This is a genomic window from Maridesulfovibrio sp. (genome assembly GCF_965230075.1).
In the GTDB taxonomy this organism is placed as follows: domain Bacteria; phylum Desulfobacterota; class Desulfovibrionia; order Desulfovibrionales; family Desulfovibrionaceae; genus Maridesulfovibrio.
On record NZ_OZ245945.1, the window covers coordinates 3313707 to 3332729 of the forward strand.

15 protein-coding genes are annotated in these 19023 nt (G+C 48.6%); 4 read left to right on the forward strand and 11 right to left on the reverse strand.

Features of this window, described 5'->3' with window-relative positions:
- Positions 1-71: 71 nt before the first annotated feature.
- Positions 72-1655, reverse strand: coding sequence for a hypothetical protein (locus tag ACO05Z_RS15055; protein WP_421903005.1), 1584 nt, complete (start codon positions 1653-1655; stop codon positions 72-74).
- A 257-nt stretch (positions 1656-1912) separates the two neighbouring features.
- Here ACO05Z_RS15055 and ACO05Z_RS15060 point away from each other — a divergent pair, with 257 nt between their 5' ends.
- Complete coding sequence (locus tag ACO05Z_RS15060) at positions 1913-2215, forward strand: hypothetical protein (protein ID WP_421903006.1); 303 nt, start codon at positions 1913-1915, stop codon at positions 2213-2215.
- On the opposite strand, the gene ACO05Z_RS15065 is transcribed toward ACO05Z_RS15060, so the two are convergent.
- The gene (locus tag ACO05Z_RS15065) at positions 2181-2453 is read right to left on the reverse strand and encodes a hypothetical protein (RefSeq protein WP_421903007.1); all 273 of its coding nucleotides are present in this window, start codon (positions 2451-2453) and stop codon (positions 2181-2183) included. The two genes, ACO05Z_RS15060 and ACO05Z_RS15065, sit on opposite strands and share 35 nt — an antisense overlap.
- Before the next feature lie 770 nt (positions 2454-3223).
- Here ACO05Z_RS15065 and ACO05Z_RS15070 point away from each other — a divergent pair.
- From ACO05Z_RS15070 to ACO05Z_RS15080, 3 genes are all read left to right on the forward strand, one after another.
- Positions 3224-3904 carry an anaerobic ribonucleoside-triphosphate reductase activating protein gene (locus ACO05Z_RS15070; protein ID WP_421903008.1) on the forward strand — a complete coding sequence of 227 codons (681 nt, stop codon included), beginning with the start codon at positions 3224-3226 and terminating at the stop codon, positions 3902-3904.
- Entirely contained in the window at positions 3852-5903 is a 2052-nt protein-coding gene (locus ACO05Z_RS15075) for a ribonucleoside triphosphate reductase (protein ID WP_421903009.1), read from the forward strand. The genes ACO05Z_RS15070 and ACO05Z_RS15075 overlap by 53 nt, the downstream gene beginning before the upstream one ends.
- Before the next feature lie 191 nt (positions 5904-6094).
- Positions 6095-6472: a response regulator gene (locus ACO05Z_RS15080; protein ID WP_421903010.1), complete on the forward strand. Its 378-nt coding sequence runs from the start codon at positions 6095-6097 to the stop codon at positions 6470-6472.
- Positions 6473-6529: 57 nt separating this feature from the next.
- Here ACO05Z_RS15080 and ACO05Z_RS15085 read toward each other — a convergent pair whose 3' ends face one another.
- The 9 genes from ACO05Z_RS15085 to ACO05Z_RS15125 form a co-directional block, all read right to left on the reverse strand.
- The gene (locus tag ACO05Z_RS15085) at positions 6530-7381 is read right to left on the reverse strand and encodes a CheR family methyltransferase (protein ID WP_421903011.1); all 852 of its coding nucleotides are present in this window, start codon (positions 7379-7381) and stop codon (positions 6530-6532) included.
- Between the two features lie 29 nt (positions 7382-7410).
- Positions 7411-8667 (reverse strand): EAL and HDOD domain-containing protein, encoded by a 1257-nt coding sequence (locus tag ACO05Z_RS15090; protein ID WP_421903012.1) that lies wholly within the window; start codon positions 8665-8667, stop codon positions 7411-7413.
- A 108-nt stretch (positions 8668-8775) separates the two neighbouring features.
- Positions 8776-9828, reverse strand: a complete 1053-nt coding sequence (gene argC, locus ACO05Z_RS15095; protein WP_421903013.1) for an N-acetyl-gamma-glutamyl-phosphate reductase — start codon at positions 9826-9828, stop codon at positions 8776-8778.
- Positions 9829-9945: 117 nt separating this feature from the next.
- Entirely contained in the window at positions 9946-10248 is a 303-nt protein-coding gene (locus tag ACO05Z_RS15100; protein WP_421903014.1) for a DUF1844 domain-containing protein, read from the reverse strand.
- A gap of 173 nt (positions 10249-10421) precedes the next feature.
- Positions 10422-13136, reverse strand: coding sequence for a DNA polymerase I (gene polA / locus ACO05Z_RS15105; protein WP_421903015.1), 2715 nt, complete (start codon positions 13134-13136; stop codon positions 10422-10424).
- A 47-nt stretch (positions 13137-13183) separates the two neighbouring features.
- Complete coding sequence (locus ACO05Z_RS15110; protein ID WP_421903016.1) at positions 13184-14176, reverse strand: DHH family phosphoesterase; 993 nt, start codon at positions 14174-14176, stop codon at positions 13184-13186.
- Between the two features lie 2 nt (positions 14177-14178).
- Positions 14179-14685 (reverse strand): bifunctional adenosylcobinamide kinase/adenosylcobinamide-phosphate guanylyltransferase, encoded by a 507-nt coding sequence (locus ACO05Z_RS15115; RefSeq protein WP_421903017.1) that lies wholly within the window; start codon positions 14683-14685, stop codon positions 14179-14181.
- 100 nt (positions 14686-14785) lie between these two features.
- Complete coding sequence (gene cbiR / locus ACO05Z_RS15120) at positions 14786-15547, reverse strand: cobamide remodeling phosphodiesterase CbiR (protein WP_421903018.1); 762 nt, start codon at positions 15545-15547, stop codon at positions 14786-14788.
- A gap of 337 nt (positions 15548-15884) precedes the next feature.
- Positions 15885-18989 (reverse strand): UvrD-helicase domain-containing protein, encoded by a 3105-nt coding sequence (locus ACO05Z_RS15125; RefSeq protein WP_421903019.1) that lies wholly within the window; start codon positions 18987-18989, stop codon positions 15885-15887.
- Between the last annotated feature and the right edge of the window lie 34 nt (positions 18990-19023).

Here is a 19023-nt window from a genome sequence, read left to right on the forward strand (position 1 = left end):
TTGATCTGAAAACAAAAAAAGCTCTCCTTGCCTGCTGCAGGGAGAGCTTTTTTATTGCTTGTAATAAAATTCTATTTAGCCGGAGTCGATAATTTCTTGGCAAGTTGCTCATCACTCTGCTCACCGATACCGAAACGCATGAACAGGTCGTTAAGTTTTCCGCGAATATCCTTGGTGGCTTTGGCAACAGCCTGCAAGCTGATGAAAACAAGAAATTCGACCTTGTGATCGCCCTTCTCAAAAATCCGCAAAATTGAGGTTGCCAACTCTTTTTCAAGGGCAAGCAACTGCATTTCCTTGATCAATTCTTGAGCAGTGTTCTGCTTGAAGATCAGCCAGTTCTCATTTGAAGAATCCTTAAGCCAAAGTCTGGCCATACGGATGCGGGTCATTCCGATTTCATTAAGCGCCAAGACATCCTTGGTTGATGCACGCCTGCGTTTAAGCACCCGCAGTTGCATCTTGCTTTCCTCACCCTGCATTTTCTTCTTCAGCAAGCCGGAAAATTTAACTTCGGTCAGGTAGAAAAAAAGCTTGTCCAGAGCATCAACCCCGAACCTGCGCAGGTAGAGAGTAAGCACTTTTTCATCGCGCTGGGTAAAATTTTTCAGGCCCAGCAGGAATTCACGAACCACAATATCAAGGGTAATGCTGACCCCGATGGCACAGGCTCCGATCTGGTCCTGCGAAAACTGCATGTTACGGGCCATTTCAGCTTCTTTTTCAGCATTGTCAGCGGAGTATGCAGATTCACGCAGGGCTTCCATTGCCGTATCGTAATCCTGCTTGAATTTAGCAGTGGCCGGATCAATACAGACTATGCGGGCAATCCGTTCAACAACATCATTACCGACCGGCTCTTCACCCTGAACAAGTACCCCGCTCTCCTGCAGAGAGTTATAAGTCATTTTCAGGACTTCCGCGGATTCCTCATCCGCACCGACCTGTTCGAATGCATTTTGAATTCTGGTTTTATCAATAGCAGGAAGATCGGCAGAAAAACGCCCGGTCACATCATCAAATGGGAACCGCAGGATAACGTAATTTTTATCCCTGGTAAGGGTGTAGCGTTCTTTGGTGATTATATCGTTAAGCGAAGATTCAACTTCCTGAGTTATGAACTGTTCAATCAGGGCATTCCAGAAATCTTTATCCATTTCATACTGCTCAAGCAAAGCATTATACTTCTTGAGAGCAGGCTCGCCCAGATGGCGCAGGGTGACTTCCTCAAAGTTATCGGAAATAAGGCATGAAGCGTAAACTACACCCTGAACAGTCTTGATCAGCAATGTTTCGGCATTGATCAGCCGGGAACGTATGCCATCCAGGGCATCCTTATCCTTGCCATCTTTAAGCTTACTGAAACGGCCGATCATCAGGATGAATTCACTTAAAATCTTCTTGATATACTCATGGGCAGGAAGATCAATGGAACGGTGACACAAAAGTGCGATAATCCCGCTCTGCTGCTTTTCCAGCAAAGGGAATTCATTAATGCGGTTATTATTGTACTTGATAAATTCGAGGAAAACCTCACGCTCAAGCACTTCACGCAGGGTGCTGCGCTCCTTGAGGCGCGCCAGAACCTTCAGGTAAAAATCAATCCGCTTATCTTTATCAGGAATCTGCGCACTTTCCTGGGACACGTCATTCATGAAAACTCCATCCACAATTTCTTAATTATTTGCATGAAAATGTCTCAATTCAGCTATAATAGTCAAGAAGTTTAGAATTATAAGCCTTAACATACACTACTTGTACAACAAATATAATAAGAATCGTCTAGAACTAATGGTACTTTTCTTGCTTAAGTCTGGTAAATAAATAAAATATTGACGTTGTCACATTTTATATTATTTACCAGAACCATCCAACACCAAAACCGGCAACATAATTAAGGGATTACAGTTTAATGATAACCTGCAACAAATGCGGACAAAAAAACAACAACGCGGCAAAAGCCTGCTCTAAATGCGGCCACAAACTGCAATCCGGCCGCAAACGGCAGGAGACAGACATTGCCCAGCAGGAACGCCGGGACATGTTCCACCTTAAACTGGAAAAAGAAAAACGCTTTTCCAAACATGGTGAAGCATGGGTCTACTCCCTTTTCCTGCTCGGTGCCGTAATTTTTTTCACCTACAACCAAATATATTGGCCCCTGTACGCCCTGACCCCTGCTATTGCTCTTCTGGCTTGGTTTCGGAAGATTTAGAGGTCTTATTCTGCAATTCCTTAAGAGCTTTTTCCTGATCTTCCTTCAGCAAATCAGGAACAGAACGCCCCCAGAACTCTGCTTCCTTGTCAGCCTTCAGTTCTTTCTCAGACTTAGGAAAACAACATTTAATAACTGAACGCTTGGTGCAGGAAGCGGGATAATACTCTATGATCCCGCACTCATTCTCATCAATATAGTAATTCACACTGCGGCGGAACTTCTTATTCCGGGACACGATAGTTATTTCCCCGCTATCTATTTTGCAAAAAAAGTCCCTATATTTAGCCCCATAAAAGGAGTTGTAGATATATATATTTCCCCTTTGCTTTCCTACGTAGCTAAATTCATGCGGATCTTTGCATTGCGCCCGGGCAAGGGCATTTCTGGTCAAGCAGAGGGCCCGCTCTTCTTCCATGCTTCTGGCCTGTGCCTGAGAAGGGACATGGCAAAGAACAGTTAATATAATAATGAGCAAAAGACTTCTCATAAGACCTCACAAAAAGGATGTGTTTTCAGATATATAATTTTTCGGCCGAAAAGCAGGCCGGCTTTAGACTTAAAGTGATGCTGCAGCGTGCAATGATTTCAAATTTCACCATAAAATTTCTTTTCAAATCACATGCTGCTATGCTAAAAGAACTGATCATTTTGTGCAACCGCACAACCTTCCTTACTATTTTCCCATACCTTGTCAAAAACTGATTCCCGACATTAAGAACAAGTTTTTTTTCTAAACTTTGTTTAGAAAAAGTCCTGTTTTTTCGTACTCTTTGAAGGTTATGAACTTGTGGAAAACTTTTCCATTTTTTCTCTATTTAGTAATATTTGGATATAATCACCAATAACGACAATGTAACAACAATTTTTCTCTAACCCCCCTGTACAAAACTCAGTCCCTGAGTTAGTATTCTTTCCGAAGTTGATTCAGCCCATAACCCACGGGGCCTGAACCAAAATACGGGCAAAAGCCCACTCTAAAAAACACATAATTCTGCAAAAAATATCATGACCAAACTATCTTCTGGATGGAATCATCTTCGCGGTATTGAACCGCTCAGTCTGTGCGACTGGCCCGGCCGGTCCAGCTGTGTATTCTTCCTCGGCGGCTGCAATCTGAACTGCCCCACCTGCCATAACTTCGACATGGCGTGGAATATGGAGCGACTGCCCCTCCTGTCCAGAGAGGATATGAAATCTTTCCTAAGGAACCGAGCAAAATGGCTTGACGGGGTCACAATCACTGGTGGCGAGCCTACAACGGTACCTAACCTCGGAGAAATTCTTTATGAAATCAGGCAAGTATCCAAGCTGCCCATCAAAATGGACAGTAACGGAATGCTTCCTGACATTTTGGAAGATATTCTCCAGCAGGGATTGGCGGACATGTTCGCCGTTGACGTTAAAGGACCGTATGAGAAGTATCCTGCCCTGACCGGGCAGGCCGTTACCGCTGAAGCGGCACAGAAAAACCTTGAAAGGATTTTCGAGCTTGCCGAAGCCAACCCCAAAGCCTTCTATTTTCGTCTGACCAAGGTACCCATCCTTACAGACGAAGATGTCGAAACTGCCAAGAGTTATCTTCCGGATGGCTTTGACCTGACCATCCAGAACTACATTCCTCCAAGGAGAGAGCATGCCCACGCAGATCATGAAGCGAGACGGCCGGTTGGAGACCTGGTCGACTGAGCGTATTGCACAGGCCATTTTCAAAGCACTGAGCGCCAGCGGAATTAAAGACCCGCTCATGGCCAAACGTATGGCCAGAAAAGTCGAATACAAGCTCGAAGGAGTCGACATTCCTGAACAGGAACATGTTCAGAATATGGTCGAGGAAGTGCTTATGGATTCCCGTCTGCACCACGTTGCCAAAAAATTCATTCTCTACCGCGACAGCCGCCGCAGGCTCAGAAACCAAAAAGACGCCTATCTCGACATCAAGGAAACCATCGACGAATACCTTGAAAAAAGTGATTGGCGCGTGGCTGAAAATGCCAACATGACCCATTCCTTTCAGGGGCTTATGCTTCATCTCTCCGGAACAATCCAGGCCCGTTACGCCCTTGAGAAATACCCTGAAGAAATCAGACAGGCTCACGAGCACGGCTATTTCCACATCCATGATCTTTCCTACGGACTGGCCGGTTACTGCGCCGGATGGTCCCTGCGCGACCTGCTTTTAGAAGGCTTCAACCTTGAAGGTCGTTCCTGTGCCGGACCGGCACGGCACTTTGACGCCGTGCTCGGCCAGATGGTCAACTTTCTCGGCACCCTGCAAAACGAATGGGCAGGCGCTCAGGCATTCAACAACGTTGATACCTACCTCGCCCCATTCATCCGCCATGACGGCCTCAGCTATGAAGAAGTACGTCAGGCCATGCAGAAATTCGTGTTCAACCTGAACACCACCTCCAGATGGGGAGGCCAGAGTCCGTTTACCAACCTTTCATTTGACCTTGTCCCGCCCAAGCATATCGCCAAGGAAGCGGTAATCATCGGCGGAGAACTTCAAGACTCCACCTACGGTGAATATGCCGAGGAAATGGAAATGATCAACCGCTCCTTCCTTGAAGTTATGGTCAACGGAGATCAGCACAACCGCATTTTCTCCTTCCCCATCCCCACTTACAATGTCACCGAAGATTTTCCTTGGGATTCCAAGATCGGACACACCCTGCTCGACCTGACCGCGAAATACGGTGTTCCCTACTTCCAGAACTTCATCAATTCCGACCTCAATCCCGAAGACGTGCGCTCCATGTGCTGCCGCCTGCAAATGGACCTGCGCGAACTGCGCAACAAAGTCGGCGGACTCTTCGGAGCCGGAGACCTGACCGGGTCTATCGGCGTAGTCACCCTCAACCTGCCCAAACTGGCTTATCTGGCACAGGGTGAAGAGGATTTCCTCGACCTCATTGAGGAATACGCCATTCAGGCCAAAAACTCCCTTGAATTTAAGCGTAAGCTGATCCAGACCAACCTTGATAACGGTATGTTCCCCTGGTCCCGCCGCTACCTCAAGAACGGCTACAAGGGGCATTTCTCCACCATCGGGTTGCTGGGCGGACACGAAGCCTGCCTGAACCTGCTGGGCAAGGGAATTGAGACTCCTTCCGGAGTAAGGCTCATGACCCGGGTTCTCAACCACCTGCGAGACCTGACCTCGCAATTCCAGGAAGAAACCGGCAGCCTGTACAACCTTGAAGCCACCCCGGCAGAAGGAACCAGCTACCGCCTGGCCAAAATCGACAAGTCCCTTTACGCGGACATCCAGACCTCCGGTAACGGAACCCCCTACTACACGAACTCCACCACTCTTCCGGTAGGTGTTTCCGAAGATGTGGTTCTGGCCCTCACCCACCAGAACAAGCTGCAGCCCCTGTACACCGGCGGCTCGGTGTTCCACACCTTCCTTGGCGAATCCACAGCTGATCTTGATGCCTTAAAGAGTTTTATCATCAAGGCCTTCCGCAACACCAAGATCCCATATCTCTCCATCACCCCGACCTTCTCTATCTGCAAAGAACACGGCTATATTCAGGGCGAGCACCATACCTGCCCCGAATGCGGTTCTGAATCGGAAGTATACACACGCATCGTCGGCTACTACCGCCCGGTGAAACAATGGAATGAAGGTAAAAAAGCGGAATATAAAGACAGACAGGTATACAACACCTTCTGCTGCTAACATCCTGCTACCTAATTAAAAAGCAAAAGGGAGATCGTTAAAAACGATCTCCCTTTTTATTTTGATACAAACTCAACTTTACTCTCATTTTCGTTGCCAATAAAAATACATTGCATTATGCTTAATGATGAAAATAAGATAAGTCTGAAATTAATTTCCTTAGGCTTCAGCACAGATGAGATGGAGAATATATGCGAATTCTGGTTGTAGATGATGAGCAGATGGTCAGGGAAAACCTTGTCGACTACCTTGAAGATGAAGGTCTGGATGTGATTTCGGTAGGGAGTGCCGAAGAAGCCCTGACTCTAATGAAAACCGAGCATGCCGATATCGCCATTGTAGACATGCGCCTTCCGGTGATGCACGGTAATGATCTCATCATTCATCTAAAAGAACTGCACCCGGATATGGATTTCATTATCCATACCGGATCAGTGGACTACGCTGTTCCGCCGGATGTCCGGGCTTACGGAATTTCTTCTGATAACGTGCTGCTTAAGCCTGTTGCGGATATGGATATGTTCATCCAGAAAATCAGAAGCCTGTTCGGAACAAAATACGATATTTAACAGATATATTTCTAAAAAAATAACCGCCGTTTCTTTTAAAGAGGCGGCGGTTTTTTATTATATTCCACGCATTTTACGGTAAAGTAGAACCGCGCCCATATGTTCGGTGGCAAAACGATCAGTATGTCCGGCCAATGTTTCAGTAGCCCCAAGCATTAAATATCCTTTATCCGGCAACAAATCGTGAATACGGTGCACAATATCAATCTTGGTCGCATCATCAAAATAAATCAGCACATTACGGCACATGACAAAGTCAAATTGTCCCAGAGACCTGAAGGAATCAAGCAGGTTGAATTTCTTGAAAGTAACAAGGGACTGTACAGAAGGTTCTACCTTCCAGCGGCTGCCACTCTTTTCGAAATACTTGTCGTAACCGGGAGGCAATCCTCTTGATTTCTCAAGGTTGCTGAAAACCCCTTCTTTGGCCCGCTCAATTACTGCCCCGGATATGTCTGTGGCCAGAATTGAAAAATCAGCCGGAGATATTTTCCCTCCCCCAACGGTCCTGGTCCACTCGTGAATGAGCATGGAAAGAGAGTAAGGTTCCTGCCCGGTGGACGAAGCAGCACACCAGATTTTTATTTTTGCACCCGGTCTGCGTTTCTTTAAAAGCTCAGGCAGAACCTTATTTCTGATGGATGTAAAGGGGTGGTTATCACGAAAAAAACTAGTTTCGTGAGTGCTGATAGCCGAAACAGCTTCTTCTTTAAATTGGGTATCTCCTGAGACAAGAAGCTTATAAAACTCGCCCCAGGAACGACAATTGCGGGACTTATACAATGCCTTGAAACGATGCTGGATCAGGTATTCCTTACCCTCGGAAATAGTCAAACCGCACATGCGGTAAATCTGTTTACGCAACAACTCAAAATCATTCTTATCCAGCTTTAGATCTTCGCGGCTCACAATATTATCTTTATCCGTTCTTGCTCAGATTAATTTTCCCGTCCCATCAGGACAACCTCGTTGGCCCATTGCATAGCAGCCAGATGACTCCGTGCTACTGCAAGGGAGGAAAGATTATTGCCCATAATCAAACTCCCCAAGTTATCCCATTCAGCTTTCTCAAGGCACTTAACAAGATCAAGGTACAACGAAACTTTATTTTGTTTACCAACCAAAGCCAGCATAAGCTCTTTTTCCACGGGCAGTTCTTTCATCAGTTCTTCCATGGGTCTACCCAACAGAACATCAAGCAGGGAAAAAAGCCCCAACATGAACATTGATTCAGATGAGAGCGGGCAATGCTTAACTTCCAAGCATACCAACTCCAGGAATTTAGCCCTTTTGATGGACAAAAATGCAAGCTCGTTACCTGTCGGTCCCGAACTCATATCAGAGAGCAGAATCATACGCAGCCAGCCAGCCAACTTCCGGTACCCTATCAATGTAATGGCCTGCTTGATGGAATTAATTTCGTTAGGTAAACCAAAGGTAGGGGAATTCATGAATTTTAACAGGCGATAACTCACTGAAACATCAGAGTTAATGGCCTCAGTCAAATCATCAACATCAAAATCATCACCACTGATGGAGCTCAGTAACTGCATGCGGTTCAGATTACTGGTAGAAACTTTCTTCCCGGGAACAATCTCCGGACGACTGAAAAAAAAGCCCTGAAAAAGATCGAAACCTAATTCCTGACAACGGCGAAACATTTCATTATCTTCAACTTTTTCAGCCAGAAGCTTCACACCCAGTTGTTTAAGATTACCTACAACGTTGGTAAGTTCTTCAGGCGATAAATCAAGACAATCGACTTTGACTATATCCGCCAACTCAATGAAAGGCTCAAAACCTTCCTGTCCGATATAGTCATCAAGAGCGAGCACATAGCCCCGGTCTTTCAATCCCTCAAGGGATTCGAGGACATCCGGTTCAGGTTGAACATGCTCTAGAATCTCGACCACGCAAACTTCAGGTGGCAAAAAATCCGCAGCCCCTTCCAGCAGCATATTACGGGGAAAGTTGACCAGCAATCTCTGACCTTCTTCAATATCGTCCTGAATCAACCCGAAACCGTCAGCAATCACCTGTGATGTAGCGGCATCCTCATCACCGACATCAGCAACATTGGTCCCTTCAGAATTACGGAAAAGGAGTTCATAGCCCCAAATATTTTTTTCCGAATCAAAAACAGGCTGTCGGGCTACAAAGAAAGAATCCAGAAAGACATCACAACATTCCACCATATGTTCACATTCCCTAAAATCGGTTAAAAAAGGATACAGTCAAGCAGTTAAAACTATACCTCACCGGAACCCTAATATCAATTAGCATTAATTATAAAGATTCCGGTATTAGGGCATCATCGGGGCAAGTGACAAACCTCTCGTTTCCTCAAAACCAAGCATCAGGTTGGCGTTGGCAACAGCCTGACCGGATGCACCACGGCAGAGGTTATCGATAGCGGCAAGAAGGATCAGCCTTCCGGTCCTCTCGTCAGGAACAACGGCCACATCACAGAACATGGTACCGCGCACCCAGCGGGTTTCAGGCAGCTGGCCTTCGGGCAGGAAACGGATCATTTTCTCATCACCGTAAGCCTTTTCATAAGCAGCGCGGATATCTGCGGCTTTCACACCCGGCTTCAGCTTGGTGTAGATGGTGGAAAGAATACCGCGGTCAATGGGCAGCAGGTGGGTGTTAAAAGAGACGGTCATATCTTCACCGGATGCAACAGCAAGCTCCTGCTCAATTTCCGGGGTATGACGGTGGGTAGTCAAACCGTAAGCACGGAAGGAATCAGCAACTTCACAGAAAAGGGTTCCCACAGCAGCCTTGCGCCCTGCTCCACTGGTACCGGATTTGGCATCAATGACAATGTCAGAAGTCTCCACCAACCCTGCCCGCAAAGCCGGAGTCAGACCGACAATAACGGAAGTGGGATAGCAGCCGGGGTTGGCAACCAGCTTGGCGCCCTTGACCTGATCACGGTAAAATTCGGGCAAGCCGTAGACGGCCTCTGGAAGCAAATCTTCACGGGTATGAGCGACCTTGTACCATTCTTCATAGGTCTCACGGTCACGAATCCTGAAGTCAGCACTAAGGTCCACAACCTTGATCCCTTTATCGTAAAGCTGTCCGCCGATGTTCATGGCTGTCTTGTGCGGCACAGCGAGAAAAACAAGATCGCAGGCTTCAGCAAGGTCCTCAACATCAGGGGCGGTAATTTCAAGTCCGCCAAGCTCCATACCGTTAAGGAAAGGATAGATATCAGCCAGTTTTTTCCCGGCCTCGGCACGTGAAGTCACCCTAACAAGCTTCATGCCGTCATGATTGCTCAAAATACGGGTAAGTTCCATCCCGGTGTATCCGGTTACTCCTACAAGTCCTACAGGTACGGCACTCATAATTATCCATCCTTGCGATAAATATTTAAGAAAAGGGCGCGGCTGAGCGCGCCCGGAATGATCGGTATATAAAGGTGTGCCCGTTGAAAAGCACAAAAGAAATGTCGAAAAAGGCGGCTATTTCTGGGTCTTCTGCACGTATTTCATGCGCAGATTGTAAAGCATCTCACAGAGGAGTCGTTCTTCATCTTCGGTCATGCCATTCTTGATCTTGTCTTCAAGCACAGCCAGCACATCAATGGACTGCTTGGCAAGTACCGGAGAAAACTCAACCTTACCGGTTGAAGGGTCAGGAACTTCTCCAAGATGAACCATGGCGGAAGAACTCATGGACATGACAAATGTAGAGAAATTAACCTCGGGAATGGGCATATCCTTGGCATACTCACTGCCGCACCCGCACTTTTTATCATCAGACATAATTGAACTCCTTGAATAATCTGCCGGATTCTAAAAATATTAGCCGCAAGATTCAAGCTTTTTAAAAAAATAAACCTCTCAAAGCTGAGAGGTTTATCCAAATACGCGAAGCCTAATAAAAGTTTTTGGAATTCTTAAACCCTTTTGCAAAAGGGTTTAAGCCGCCGGAGGCACTAATGTGCTTGTGCCCAATTACGTCCCAAACCTAAATCGACCTTCAACGGAACAGCCAAAGTGGCAATAGTCTGCATATCCCGTTGCAAGAGCTTACCGATCTCCTCGATATTCTCTTCAGGGCCTTCAACTAAAAGTTCATCATGAATCTGCAGGATCAACCTGCCGCCGAGATGCTTAATTTCCGCATTATCTGCCACCTTGATCATGGCCATCTTGATGATATCCGCGGCACTGCCCTGAATAACGGTGTTGATAGCCTGCCTGCGAGCCTGCGAAAGAACCTGCGGGCTGGTGGAATGGAGCTCCGGCAACAAGCGACGGCGCCCGGAAAGAGTGGTTACGTAACCTTTCTCTCGTCCCTGCTCCACTACGGAATCGTAAAATTGTTTAAGCACATCCAGTTTTTCAAAATACTTGGCAATAAATTCCTTGGCCTCGTTAATCTTGATACCCAGCTCGCGGGAAAGCTTCTGCGGTCCCATGCCGTAGATCAGACCGAAGTTAATGGTCTTGGCGTTGCGGCGCTCATCGGAAGTAACATCCGCCGGATCACGGTCAAAAAGCAGTGCCGCAGTGCGGGAGTGAATATCTTCATCGTGCTCAAAAGCGGAAACAAGGGCCGGATCACCGGAGAAATGAGCCAGCACACGCAGCTCAACCTGTGAATAGTCTGCTGCAGCTAAACGCAAGCCCTCCCCGGCAGTAAAGCAGGCCCGCATACGCTTGCCCTGATCCCCGCGAATGGGGATATTCTGCAGGTTGGGCCCGGAGCTGGAAAGACGTCCGGTGGCAGTTGCCAACTGGTTAAAATTTGTATGAATGCGCCCATTGGCATTAACCAGCTTGGGCAACGGTTCAAGGTAGGTGGAGCGCAATTTTTCCATCTTCCGATACTCAAGAATATCGGTGATAATTTCATGCTGCCCACTCAACTTTTCGAGTACGGAGTTGGCAGTGGAAAGAGCGCCCTTGGGAGTCTTGCCACCCGGCTTAAGGCCGAGCGTATCAAAAAGAACTGTAGCCATCTGCTGACTGGAACGGATGTTAAACGGCTCCCCGGACCGCTCATGAATTGTACGGGTCAGCTCGTTGATGCGTTCGTTTACCTCGGAAAGGAAATCCGCAAAGGCATCCAGATCAATGGTGATTCCGGCTTTTTCCATATCAGCAAGAACCGGAATAAGCGGAATTTCAAGATTTGCGGTCAACTCATCAAGGCCTGCGGATTTAATACGCGGACCAAGCACATGCATAAGAGCCAGCGCGGCCAGCCCCTGTGCATCGGGATGGACCTCATCCACTGCATCAGGCAATTCCTCCCCGGCAAAAAGCATGGCCCGCAGACGATCCCACGCGTAATTGCGCTCTTCGGGATTGAGCAGATAAGCAGCGAGGCTTATATCAAACCAGCGGGAGAGCGGAATCTGCCCCCATGCCTCATCAGCGCGCAGAAAAGATTTTACATCTGCCACCACAATTGTCTTTGCTGATTGCAGTCCGGCAACAAGCTCAGCAGCAGTGACTTTACACATCCATTCGTCACCATCCAGCCCGATGAAGAATATATTGCCTTCACGGACCAAACCGACTTCCTTGCCTGTGAAGTCAGGCAGTTCGTCTGCGGAAGTAACTTTCTTTAGTTCAAGACGATTTTCAGGTGCAGCAGGAGCCGGAGTATCTTCGCCGAACAGGGAAAACTGTCCGCCCCCGGATGCTGATTTCTTGGACTTGGCAGCAGGAGCTGAAGCTTCTGCACCGAACAGAGAAGCCTGACCGGAAGCCGACTTCTTGGAATTACCGGCAGGAACCGCAGAACCGGAGGATGCAGAAAACAGAGATTTCACATCACGCACAAGTGAACGAAATTCGTAAGTGGCCATGAATTCCGCGGCCCGGTCACCATCCACAGAACGAAGCTCGCACTGCTTGAGGTCGCAATCGAGGCAGCTACCCAACCGCATGCGGGTCAGCTCACGATATACAAAAATATTTTCCAGCTCATCCTTCATCTTCTTCTGGATTGCCGGCTTGAGCTTGTCGTAGTTGTCGCGGATTTCTTCCAGAGTCGGGTATTCAGCCATTATCTTGGTGGCGGTAACCTTGCCCACTCCCGGTACACCGGGAATATTATCAGCGGAGTCGCCTACAAGGGCCTGAAAATCAGCCCATTGTTCCGGCTCCAGCTTGGTATCTTCACGGAAATCAGCCAGCGAGGTGATCTTTTCTTTCTTCCCTGCCGGGTCCCACATGAAAACATTATTATCAAGGCACTGTTTGAGGTCCTTATCCGCACCGAGAATTACCACCGGACGATCTGCTTTATAGCGGGCAGCCAGCGAGGCAATACAATCATCCGCCTCTTCGCCTTCGGAGACTATAAGCGGCACACCGAGAACATTGAGTGCTTCTTTGAGCGGCTCAATCTGGGAACGCAGGTCGTCGGGCATGGGCGGACGCTGGGCCTTGTACTGGTCGTAAAGTTCGTGGCGGAAGTTCTTACCCTTACCGTCAAGGATGAAGACCAGATATTTCGGCTTTTCCTCTTTGATAACCTTGAGCAAGGTCCGCAACACAAAAAACATGGCGTTGGTGGGCACACCGTCAGAACGCTTTAGGTCCGGGTAGGCGTGAAAACCACGATAAAAAAATGCTGAGCCGTCAATCAGGTACAGGGGATCGCCATCAAAATTCAATTTATCTCTGAGTGCCATTATATGCCTTCGGGTTCAAACCCTGCAATTATGTGATTGGGAAAGGATCAGATGCGCTTTACGGACTTTTTGCCCTTGGTCAGCTTCTTGAGCACAAAGGATTCCGGGTCGGCACCTTCAAGAGCTTCCAGCTTGATCTCAGCCCGCGCAGCAGCCTTATGACCACCAGCGGAACCGATTTCATTGAAAAGCTTGGACGCAAATTTGCCCATATCCTTGCGCATGCCGTCCCCACGGAAAATAACCACGAGGGTATCTTCGTAGATACCGGAAACAACATCCCACGAAACACCGTGAACGCGCATAAGAAAATCAGCAAGGATAACCAGTGTATCCGGGTTCTCCACCTTGCCGATATGAGAAAAAAGGCCGGGACCGATACGGCGCAAATTGTAAAAAGCGCGGGAGAAGTAGCGCAGCCAGTCAGGATGAATTTCACTACGAGTAATACGCTTGATGAGATCCATATCCGCATATTTTGTCAGATATCTGAAAGCCTTGACGTCATCATCAATAAAGGGACGCTCAAAGCTCTGGGTATCGGTCTTGATACCGTAGAGAAGTGCAGTGGCCAGCAGTTTGGCCGGACGGATATTCAGGTTGTAGAGATACTCGGTCATCATGGTGCAGTTGGCTGCATACTTGGGCCGGATATCCACATACTCCGCATGGGGGTATGGCTCTTCCGGCAGGGGATGATGGTCGATTATCACGGAAAATTTCAAATCCTCGAAATCGGGATGGTGATGCGGCTGGGAATCGAGAATCGCAAACCTGTCGTACTGGGCCACAAGGGTGGGAATCATCCGTTGAGCCGGAATACGCAGGTAATGCATCATAGCGAGGTTATCGAGACGCTTAACCTCGTTGATATGGGCGATGCCCACCTCAGCAACCCTGCGTCCGATAATGCGTTTGAATGCCATTGCCGAAGCCAATGAATCCGGGTCGGCATTAACCACTACCAGCCAACGCTCTTCCTTATTGCAAAGGGCGAGCAAATCCTGAAGCTGATCTTCAAGCTGTTTAAAATAAGCCATAGTTACTTCTTCAGGGTCAGGGGCAACCCTGCGGCCACAAGATATACTTCATCTGCGATTGCGGCCATTGTACGGTTGAGTGATCCGAGCCTGCGAACAAAACTGCGGACTTCGCGTGTCATTGCCAACGGGCCGAGTCCCACCTCACATGACACTAAAACAACATCCGGCCCTCTCCATTCAGATAAAAGCCGGACAACCTCCCCGATCTGCTGCTCCCCGTCCGCAACTTCGGAACAGGAAAACAGCCAAAAATCCAGACTGTCCACCAGCAGGTGGTCGTATTCTTCTCTAGCCCTGTTCAGCACCTGACGCAAGTCCGCACCGGCTTCAAGAACCGGGATAGACGGATCGCGCTCCAGTCGATGATCCATAATCTGCTGCCGGAAAGCCATGTCACGGGCTTTTCCGGTAGCAATAAAGCATTTTCGGCCGAAATATTCTGCAAACAGGTCGAGGGCGTAGTCTGATTTTCCCGACTTATTGCCCCCCAGCACAAATGTAATCAAGATTTCTCCTAGGTACATGAGTACAAAAGAACGGGAAAACTATCTTTACGTACTCTATTTCCAGCAAAGACTGCAACCACAAGAAAAATTTCACAAGGTTTTACTTTATTTTTCTTGAAGTACAATAATCACTCAATAATTGCAGAGATTTAAAAAAGGATTTTTCCTCAAACACCTCTACAGTTACCGTGCCGCCCTTGCTTAGCTTTTCAAATAAAATATCGAGGGTTTCAAACCCGTCCCGATCAAGATGCTCCAACCCCAGATGACGGCCTTTCGGCCCTGGAGCATTCAGGTGCAGCATACGAACCTGACCATCAAGACCGGATTCGCGCAAAAGATCATGTTGTGCGTAAGCCAGTATGTGACCTAGATCAAGGCATATTTTCATCCCGCAATCAGCAATGTTCCCAGTGAGCCCAAACAGAGAATTTTCTTTTATATTCTCAAAAAGGACTGTCTCAGGATCTATCCCGCTGCGGGAAATAACTGCCGCAAATTCCTGAATCACCCCGGCAGCTTCAGGCCCTGCTGGCGGAGGATGGACAACATGAGCGGAAGGATTCAGATGCTCAGCCTTTTCATTGAGCGCAAGCACTATTTCTGCCACCCTGCCCCCGCCTTTTTCCCAAGGCAGGTCAAGAGGATGATGAATATGAAAAGCCAGCCCGGTATAAGCCAGCTCTTGCGGCAAATCAGCATCCGTATAGGCGAGGCAGGACTCTGTTTCAAAAAAGAGTAATGCCACCTCATCCACTTTCCCGGCCAGAAATCGGCAATTTTCAGCTATTGTACCAGGAATTACCCATGAAGGCGCAGATATTTGAAAATGAAAATCAGTATTATTCAAAAAATTGGCCATTTTTGCCGCCTTTCATTCATTAAATCTATAATATGCATCTTACTGATTATCCCAACACACCGGACAGCAATTCCTTTTTATATACGGCATAAGTATTGCTAGAAAATGAGTAGATTCAATTATGTCGGGAGAAATAAAAATGAAACGGGTCAGGAACTTTTTCCAGCATCACTTCAACCCGTTGCACATCTTCTGTAGGCTTAGAGGCGCAGGTTTAAGCGCTATGGCCGCAAGAAGAATGTCAATGGTTTATGAAAAGGTGGTTTACAAGGTTTTTCTGTTGTAGCTCAGAAACCTTACCCACTCTTATTCATCAGCACGGAACGAAAAGAAACGCCTACATATCCAACAGGCTGATTTTCTTCTCCTTCTGAACCTTTCGTGCAACCATCGCCGACTTCTTCACTTCCTCAGGAAGATTTTTCAAAAACCGGGACACGGGCAACATCAAAGTCCTTCCATACAAGGGTCTCCTGACTGCATGGGACATATAAAGATTTTTCTTGGCCCGGGTCATCCCCACGTAAAGAAGCCTGCGCTCCTCTTCGGTGTCTTCCTGCACCAGCGGCCCGTCCCCGGAAATCTTCCCGGTCAGGATATCCGGTCCGGCAAAAGGCACAATGCCGTCATCAAGCCCAGCCAGAAATACGGCTTCAAACTCCAGCCCCTTTGCTGCGTGCATGGACATGATGCGCACTTTTTCAGCCTTGTTGCGCACCTGATCCAGATCGTTCTGCATATGTATCCAATTCAATAGGCCGGACCAGCCGCCGTGCTCCTTATATCCTTTAACCATATCCCGAAAAGGCTTGCTCTCCCAGAAAAGCTGGTCAAAGGGCGGCATGTCGCTCAGATAAGCGGAAAGCCCCAACGGTCCGCGGGCAATGACTTTCTCCGGAACTTCCGGCACTTCATCATCGGCGTCCTCGGCAAAACCGAGCATCCTGCGCGCAGCACCCAGCAGCACTTCCACCCGCGGGTCATGCCAGAAAGATTCTGCTTCCGGCACACTACAGGGGATACCCTGCCGTTTGAGCATAGCCTCAATGGGACCGATCAATGCTTTGAAGCGGACCAGCACGGCAATATCACCGGGACTTAAAGTTCCGTGTTCACCTGCATCCACAAGGCTGTGACTGGTGGCCCCGATAAGCTGCTTGATGCGCTCTCCGATCCACGAGGCCTCGCGTCCGCTATCAGGAGCGGAAAAAAGATGGATTTCAGCGTCATAATCACGATGCGCCTTAAGGTGCGACGGATTATCCAAGACCGAAGCAGAGGCATCCAGCACTCCCTGTGCTGAACGATAGTTATCCTCAAGAGTTATCTGGATCAGATTTTCCCAGAATGCGCGGAAACGGTTTGCCACATCCCCGGCAGCGCCACGGAAGCCATAAATAGACTGATCCGGGTCACCGATGGCAAAGAGCCCTTCCCCGTCATCCCCGGCCAGACGCTGGACAATTGCCAGCTGCAAGGGCGAAAGGTCCTGCACCTCATCCACCAGTACGTGGGTAAAGGTACGCACATACTTGTCGGACTTCAGCTCGGAAAGCCAGAATTCCAGCAGATCGGTATAATCGACCAGATTGTACTGGTCTTTCTGGCGGGTATAATTAGCTAAAATTTCGGCAGGTCCTTCACTCAAAGGCTCCATGGTCTCACGGGCAAGGCCGATGGATTCCCATGCAGACTTAAGCTTTGCACCGGTCAGCTCAAGATTGGCTCGCCCAAAGACCCTGCGCGCAGTCTCTTCATTAAGTATGATCGGGTCATGATCAAAAGCCGAAGCCCAGTATTCAAGAGCCAGAGCGTGCAACGTGTCGGCGCGGGGCAGAACTTCATCATCGCCGAGCATGTTACGCATGCGCTCATTCATTTCCTCGGCAGCCTTGCGGGTGAAAGTCAGTGAAAGGATACGCCTCGCCCGGGTTCCCCTTTCCAACAAATGTTTGATGCGCCCCATGAGGGTCTGGGTTTTGCCTGTTCCCGGTCCGGCAATGACCAACACAGGTTCAGGTCCGGCTTCCACCGCCTTTTTCTGGGCCTCGTTAAAACGGACCACCCCGCTTTCCTGTTCCGGTTTACTTGTTTTGCGGACCTCTGCCTCAGGTTTGGGATCATCAAGATCACCCTTGGGTTTGCGGACCACAACCAGCTTCACGCCGTTGACAATCTCATCCCGTTCCTGAGCGGAAAAAACAGAAATAGTTCCGTACTGCCCGTCAAAGCCGGGATTACGGATAACCTGTCCCTCGCGCATGCGACGGATGCCCTCGGCAAGGTGCACATTATGTTTGCGCAGATCTTCAACCGGGACCTGCTGCAGGATAGAAAATTCTGAGCCGAATTCCTTGATCAGCGGAGCATAGACCCCGAGAACCCTCTTGGTCTTAGGTCCTGTTCCCACAATCTCGGAAAGAATTTCCTTGAGCGGCACCAGAGAATCAAATCCGGGCTGTCCCTTGGGCTGCTGTGCCTCCTCACGGTCAGCCAGTTCCATGACCCTTGAGTAAACTCCCATGGTCAATGGTTTGCCGCAGACCGGGCAGATGCCGCCGCGCATCTTCGATTCATGGGGATCGAGCATGATTCCGCACTTACGGTGCCCGTCCATGTGGTATTTGCCCTCTTCGGGGAAAAATTCAATGGTACCCATGAATTTATGGCCCAGCCCTTCGCCGCGCAGGGCACGGTAAATGCCTTCATAAGACATGTTACCGCTGAAAATATTTGCTTCGCGACCCAAATTCTCACCGGAATGGGCATCTGAGTTGGAGACCATGCGGTATTTATCCAGTGCGGAAATAAACCAGTTCATTTCCGGGTCTGAGGAAAGCCCGGTTTCCATAGCAAAAATTTCTGAAGCAAGATCACCGTAACATTCTTCCACGGTATCAAAGCCGGATTTGGCGCCGAAAAGCGAGAACCACGGGGTCCAGATATGTGCGGGAATAAGAAAAGCTTTGTCGTGGGTTTCGAGAACGATTTCGAGAAGGTCTTTACTGTCCAGACCGAGGATTGGTCTGCCGTCTGAATTGAGGTTGCCGATGGTGTCCAGCTTGGCGTTGAATTTCTTAACCGATTCCAGGTCGGGCATGTAGACAAGATTGTGAACTTTGCGGGTTTTGCCGTATTTTTTATAGATGGAGCTGATTTCGGTCTGGAGCATAAAGCGGGTCTGTCCGGCAAATGGACCATCCACCCAGTCGATTGATTCCTCCAGCCCCTGCGGCTCACGCAGGGAGAGCAGCCCGGAGCCGTCCTCCACCAATTGCTCTTCGATCTCGGCCACCCATTCGGGGTGGGTAAAGTCCCCCGTACCGATAACGTCAATGCCCTTTACTCTCGCCCACGCAGCCAGAAGGCGTGGGTTCAAGGCTTTGCTGGTGGCACGTGAAAATCTGGAGTGGATATGCAGGTCGGCTATAAATCTTTCCATGGTCTACCGTTCTTCCCCGTCTTGATCATTTATT

What these genes read in the sequence shown, in the direction of transcription:
- ACO05Z_RS15100 (WP_421903014.1), bottom strand. Translation starts at nt 10,248, where the DNA reads ATGTCTGATGATAAAAAGTGCGGGTGCGGCAGTGAGTATGCCAAGGAT.
- ACO05Z_RS15125 (WP_421903019.1), bottom strand. Translation starts at nt 18,989, where the DNA reads ATGGAAAGATTTATAGCCGACCTGCATATCCACTCCAGATTTTCACGT.
- ACO05Z_RS15080 (WP_421903010.1), top strand. Translation starts at nt 6,095, where the DNA reads ATGCGAATTCTGGTTGTAGATGATGAGCAGATGGTCAGGGAAAACCTT.
- cbiR (WP_421903018.1), bottom strand. Translation starts at nt 15,547, where the DNA reads ATGGCCAATTTTTTGAATAATACTGATTTTCATTTTCAAATATCTGCG.
- ACO05Z_RS15090 (WP_421903012.1), bottom strand. Translation starts at nt 8,667, where the DNA reads ATGGTGGAATGTTGTGATGTCTTTCTGGATTCTTTCTTTGTAGCCCGA.
- polA (WP_421903015.1), bottom strand. Translation starts at nt 13,136, where the DNA reads ATGGCACTCAGAGATAAATTGAATTTTGATGGCGATCCCCTGTACCTG.
- ACO05Z_RS15075 (WP_421903009.1), top strand. Translation starts at nt 3,852, where the DNA reads ATGCCCACGCAGATCATGAAGCGAGACGGCCGGTTGGAGACCTGGTCG.
- ACO05Z_RS15070 (WP_421903008.1), top strand. Translation starts at nt 3,224, where the DNA reads ATGACCAAACTATCTTCTGGATGGAATCATCTTCGCGGTATTGAACCG.
- ACO05Z_RS15110 (WP_421903016.1), bottom strand. Translation starts at nt 14,176, where the DNA reads ATGGCTTATTTTAAACAGCTTGAAGATCAGCTTCAGGATTTGCTCGCC.
- ACO05Z_RS15055 (WP_421903005.1), bottom strand. Translation starts at nt 1,655, where the DNA reads ATGAATGACGTGTCCCAGGAAAGTGCGCAGATTCCTGATAAAGATAAG.
- argC (WP_421903013.1), bottom strand. Translation starts at nt 9,828, where the DNA reads ATGAGTGCCGTACCTGTAGGACTTGTAGGAGTAACCGGATACACCGGG.
- ACO05Z_RS15060 (WP_421903006.1), top strand. Translation starts at nt 1,913, where the DNA reads ATGATAACCTGCAACAAATGCGGACAAAAAAACAACAACGCGGCAAAA.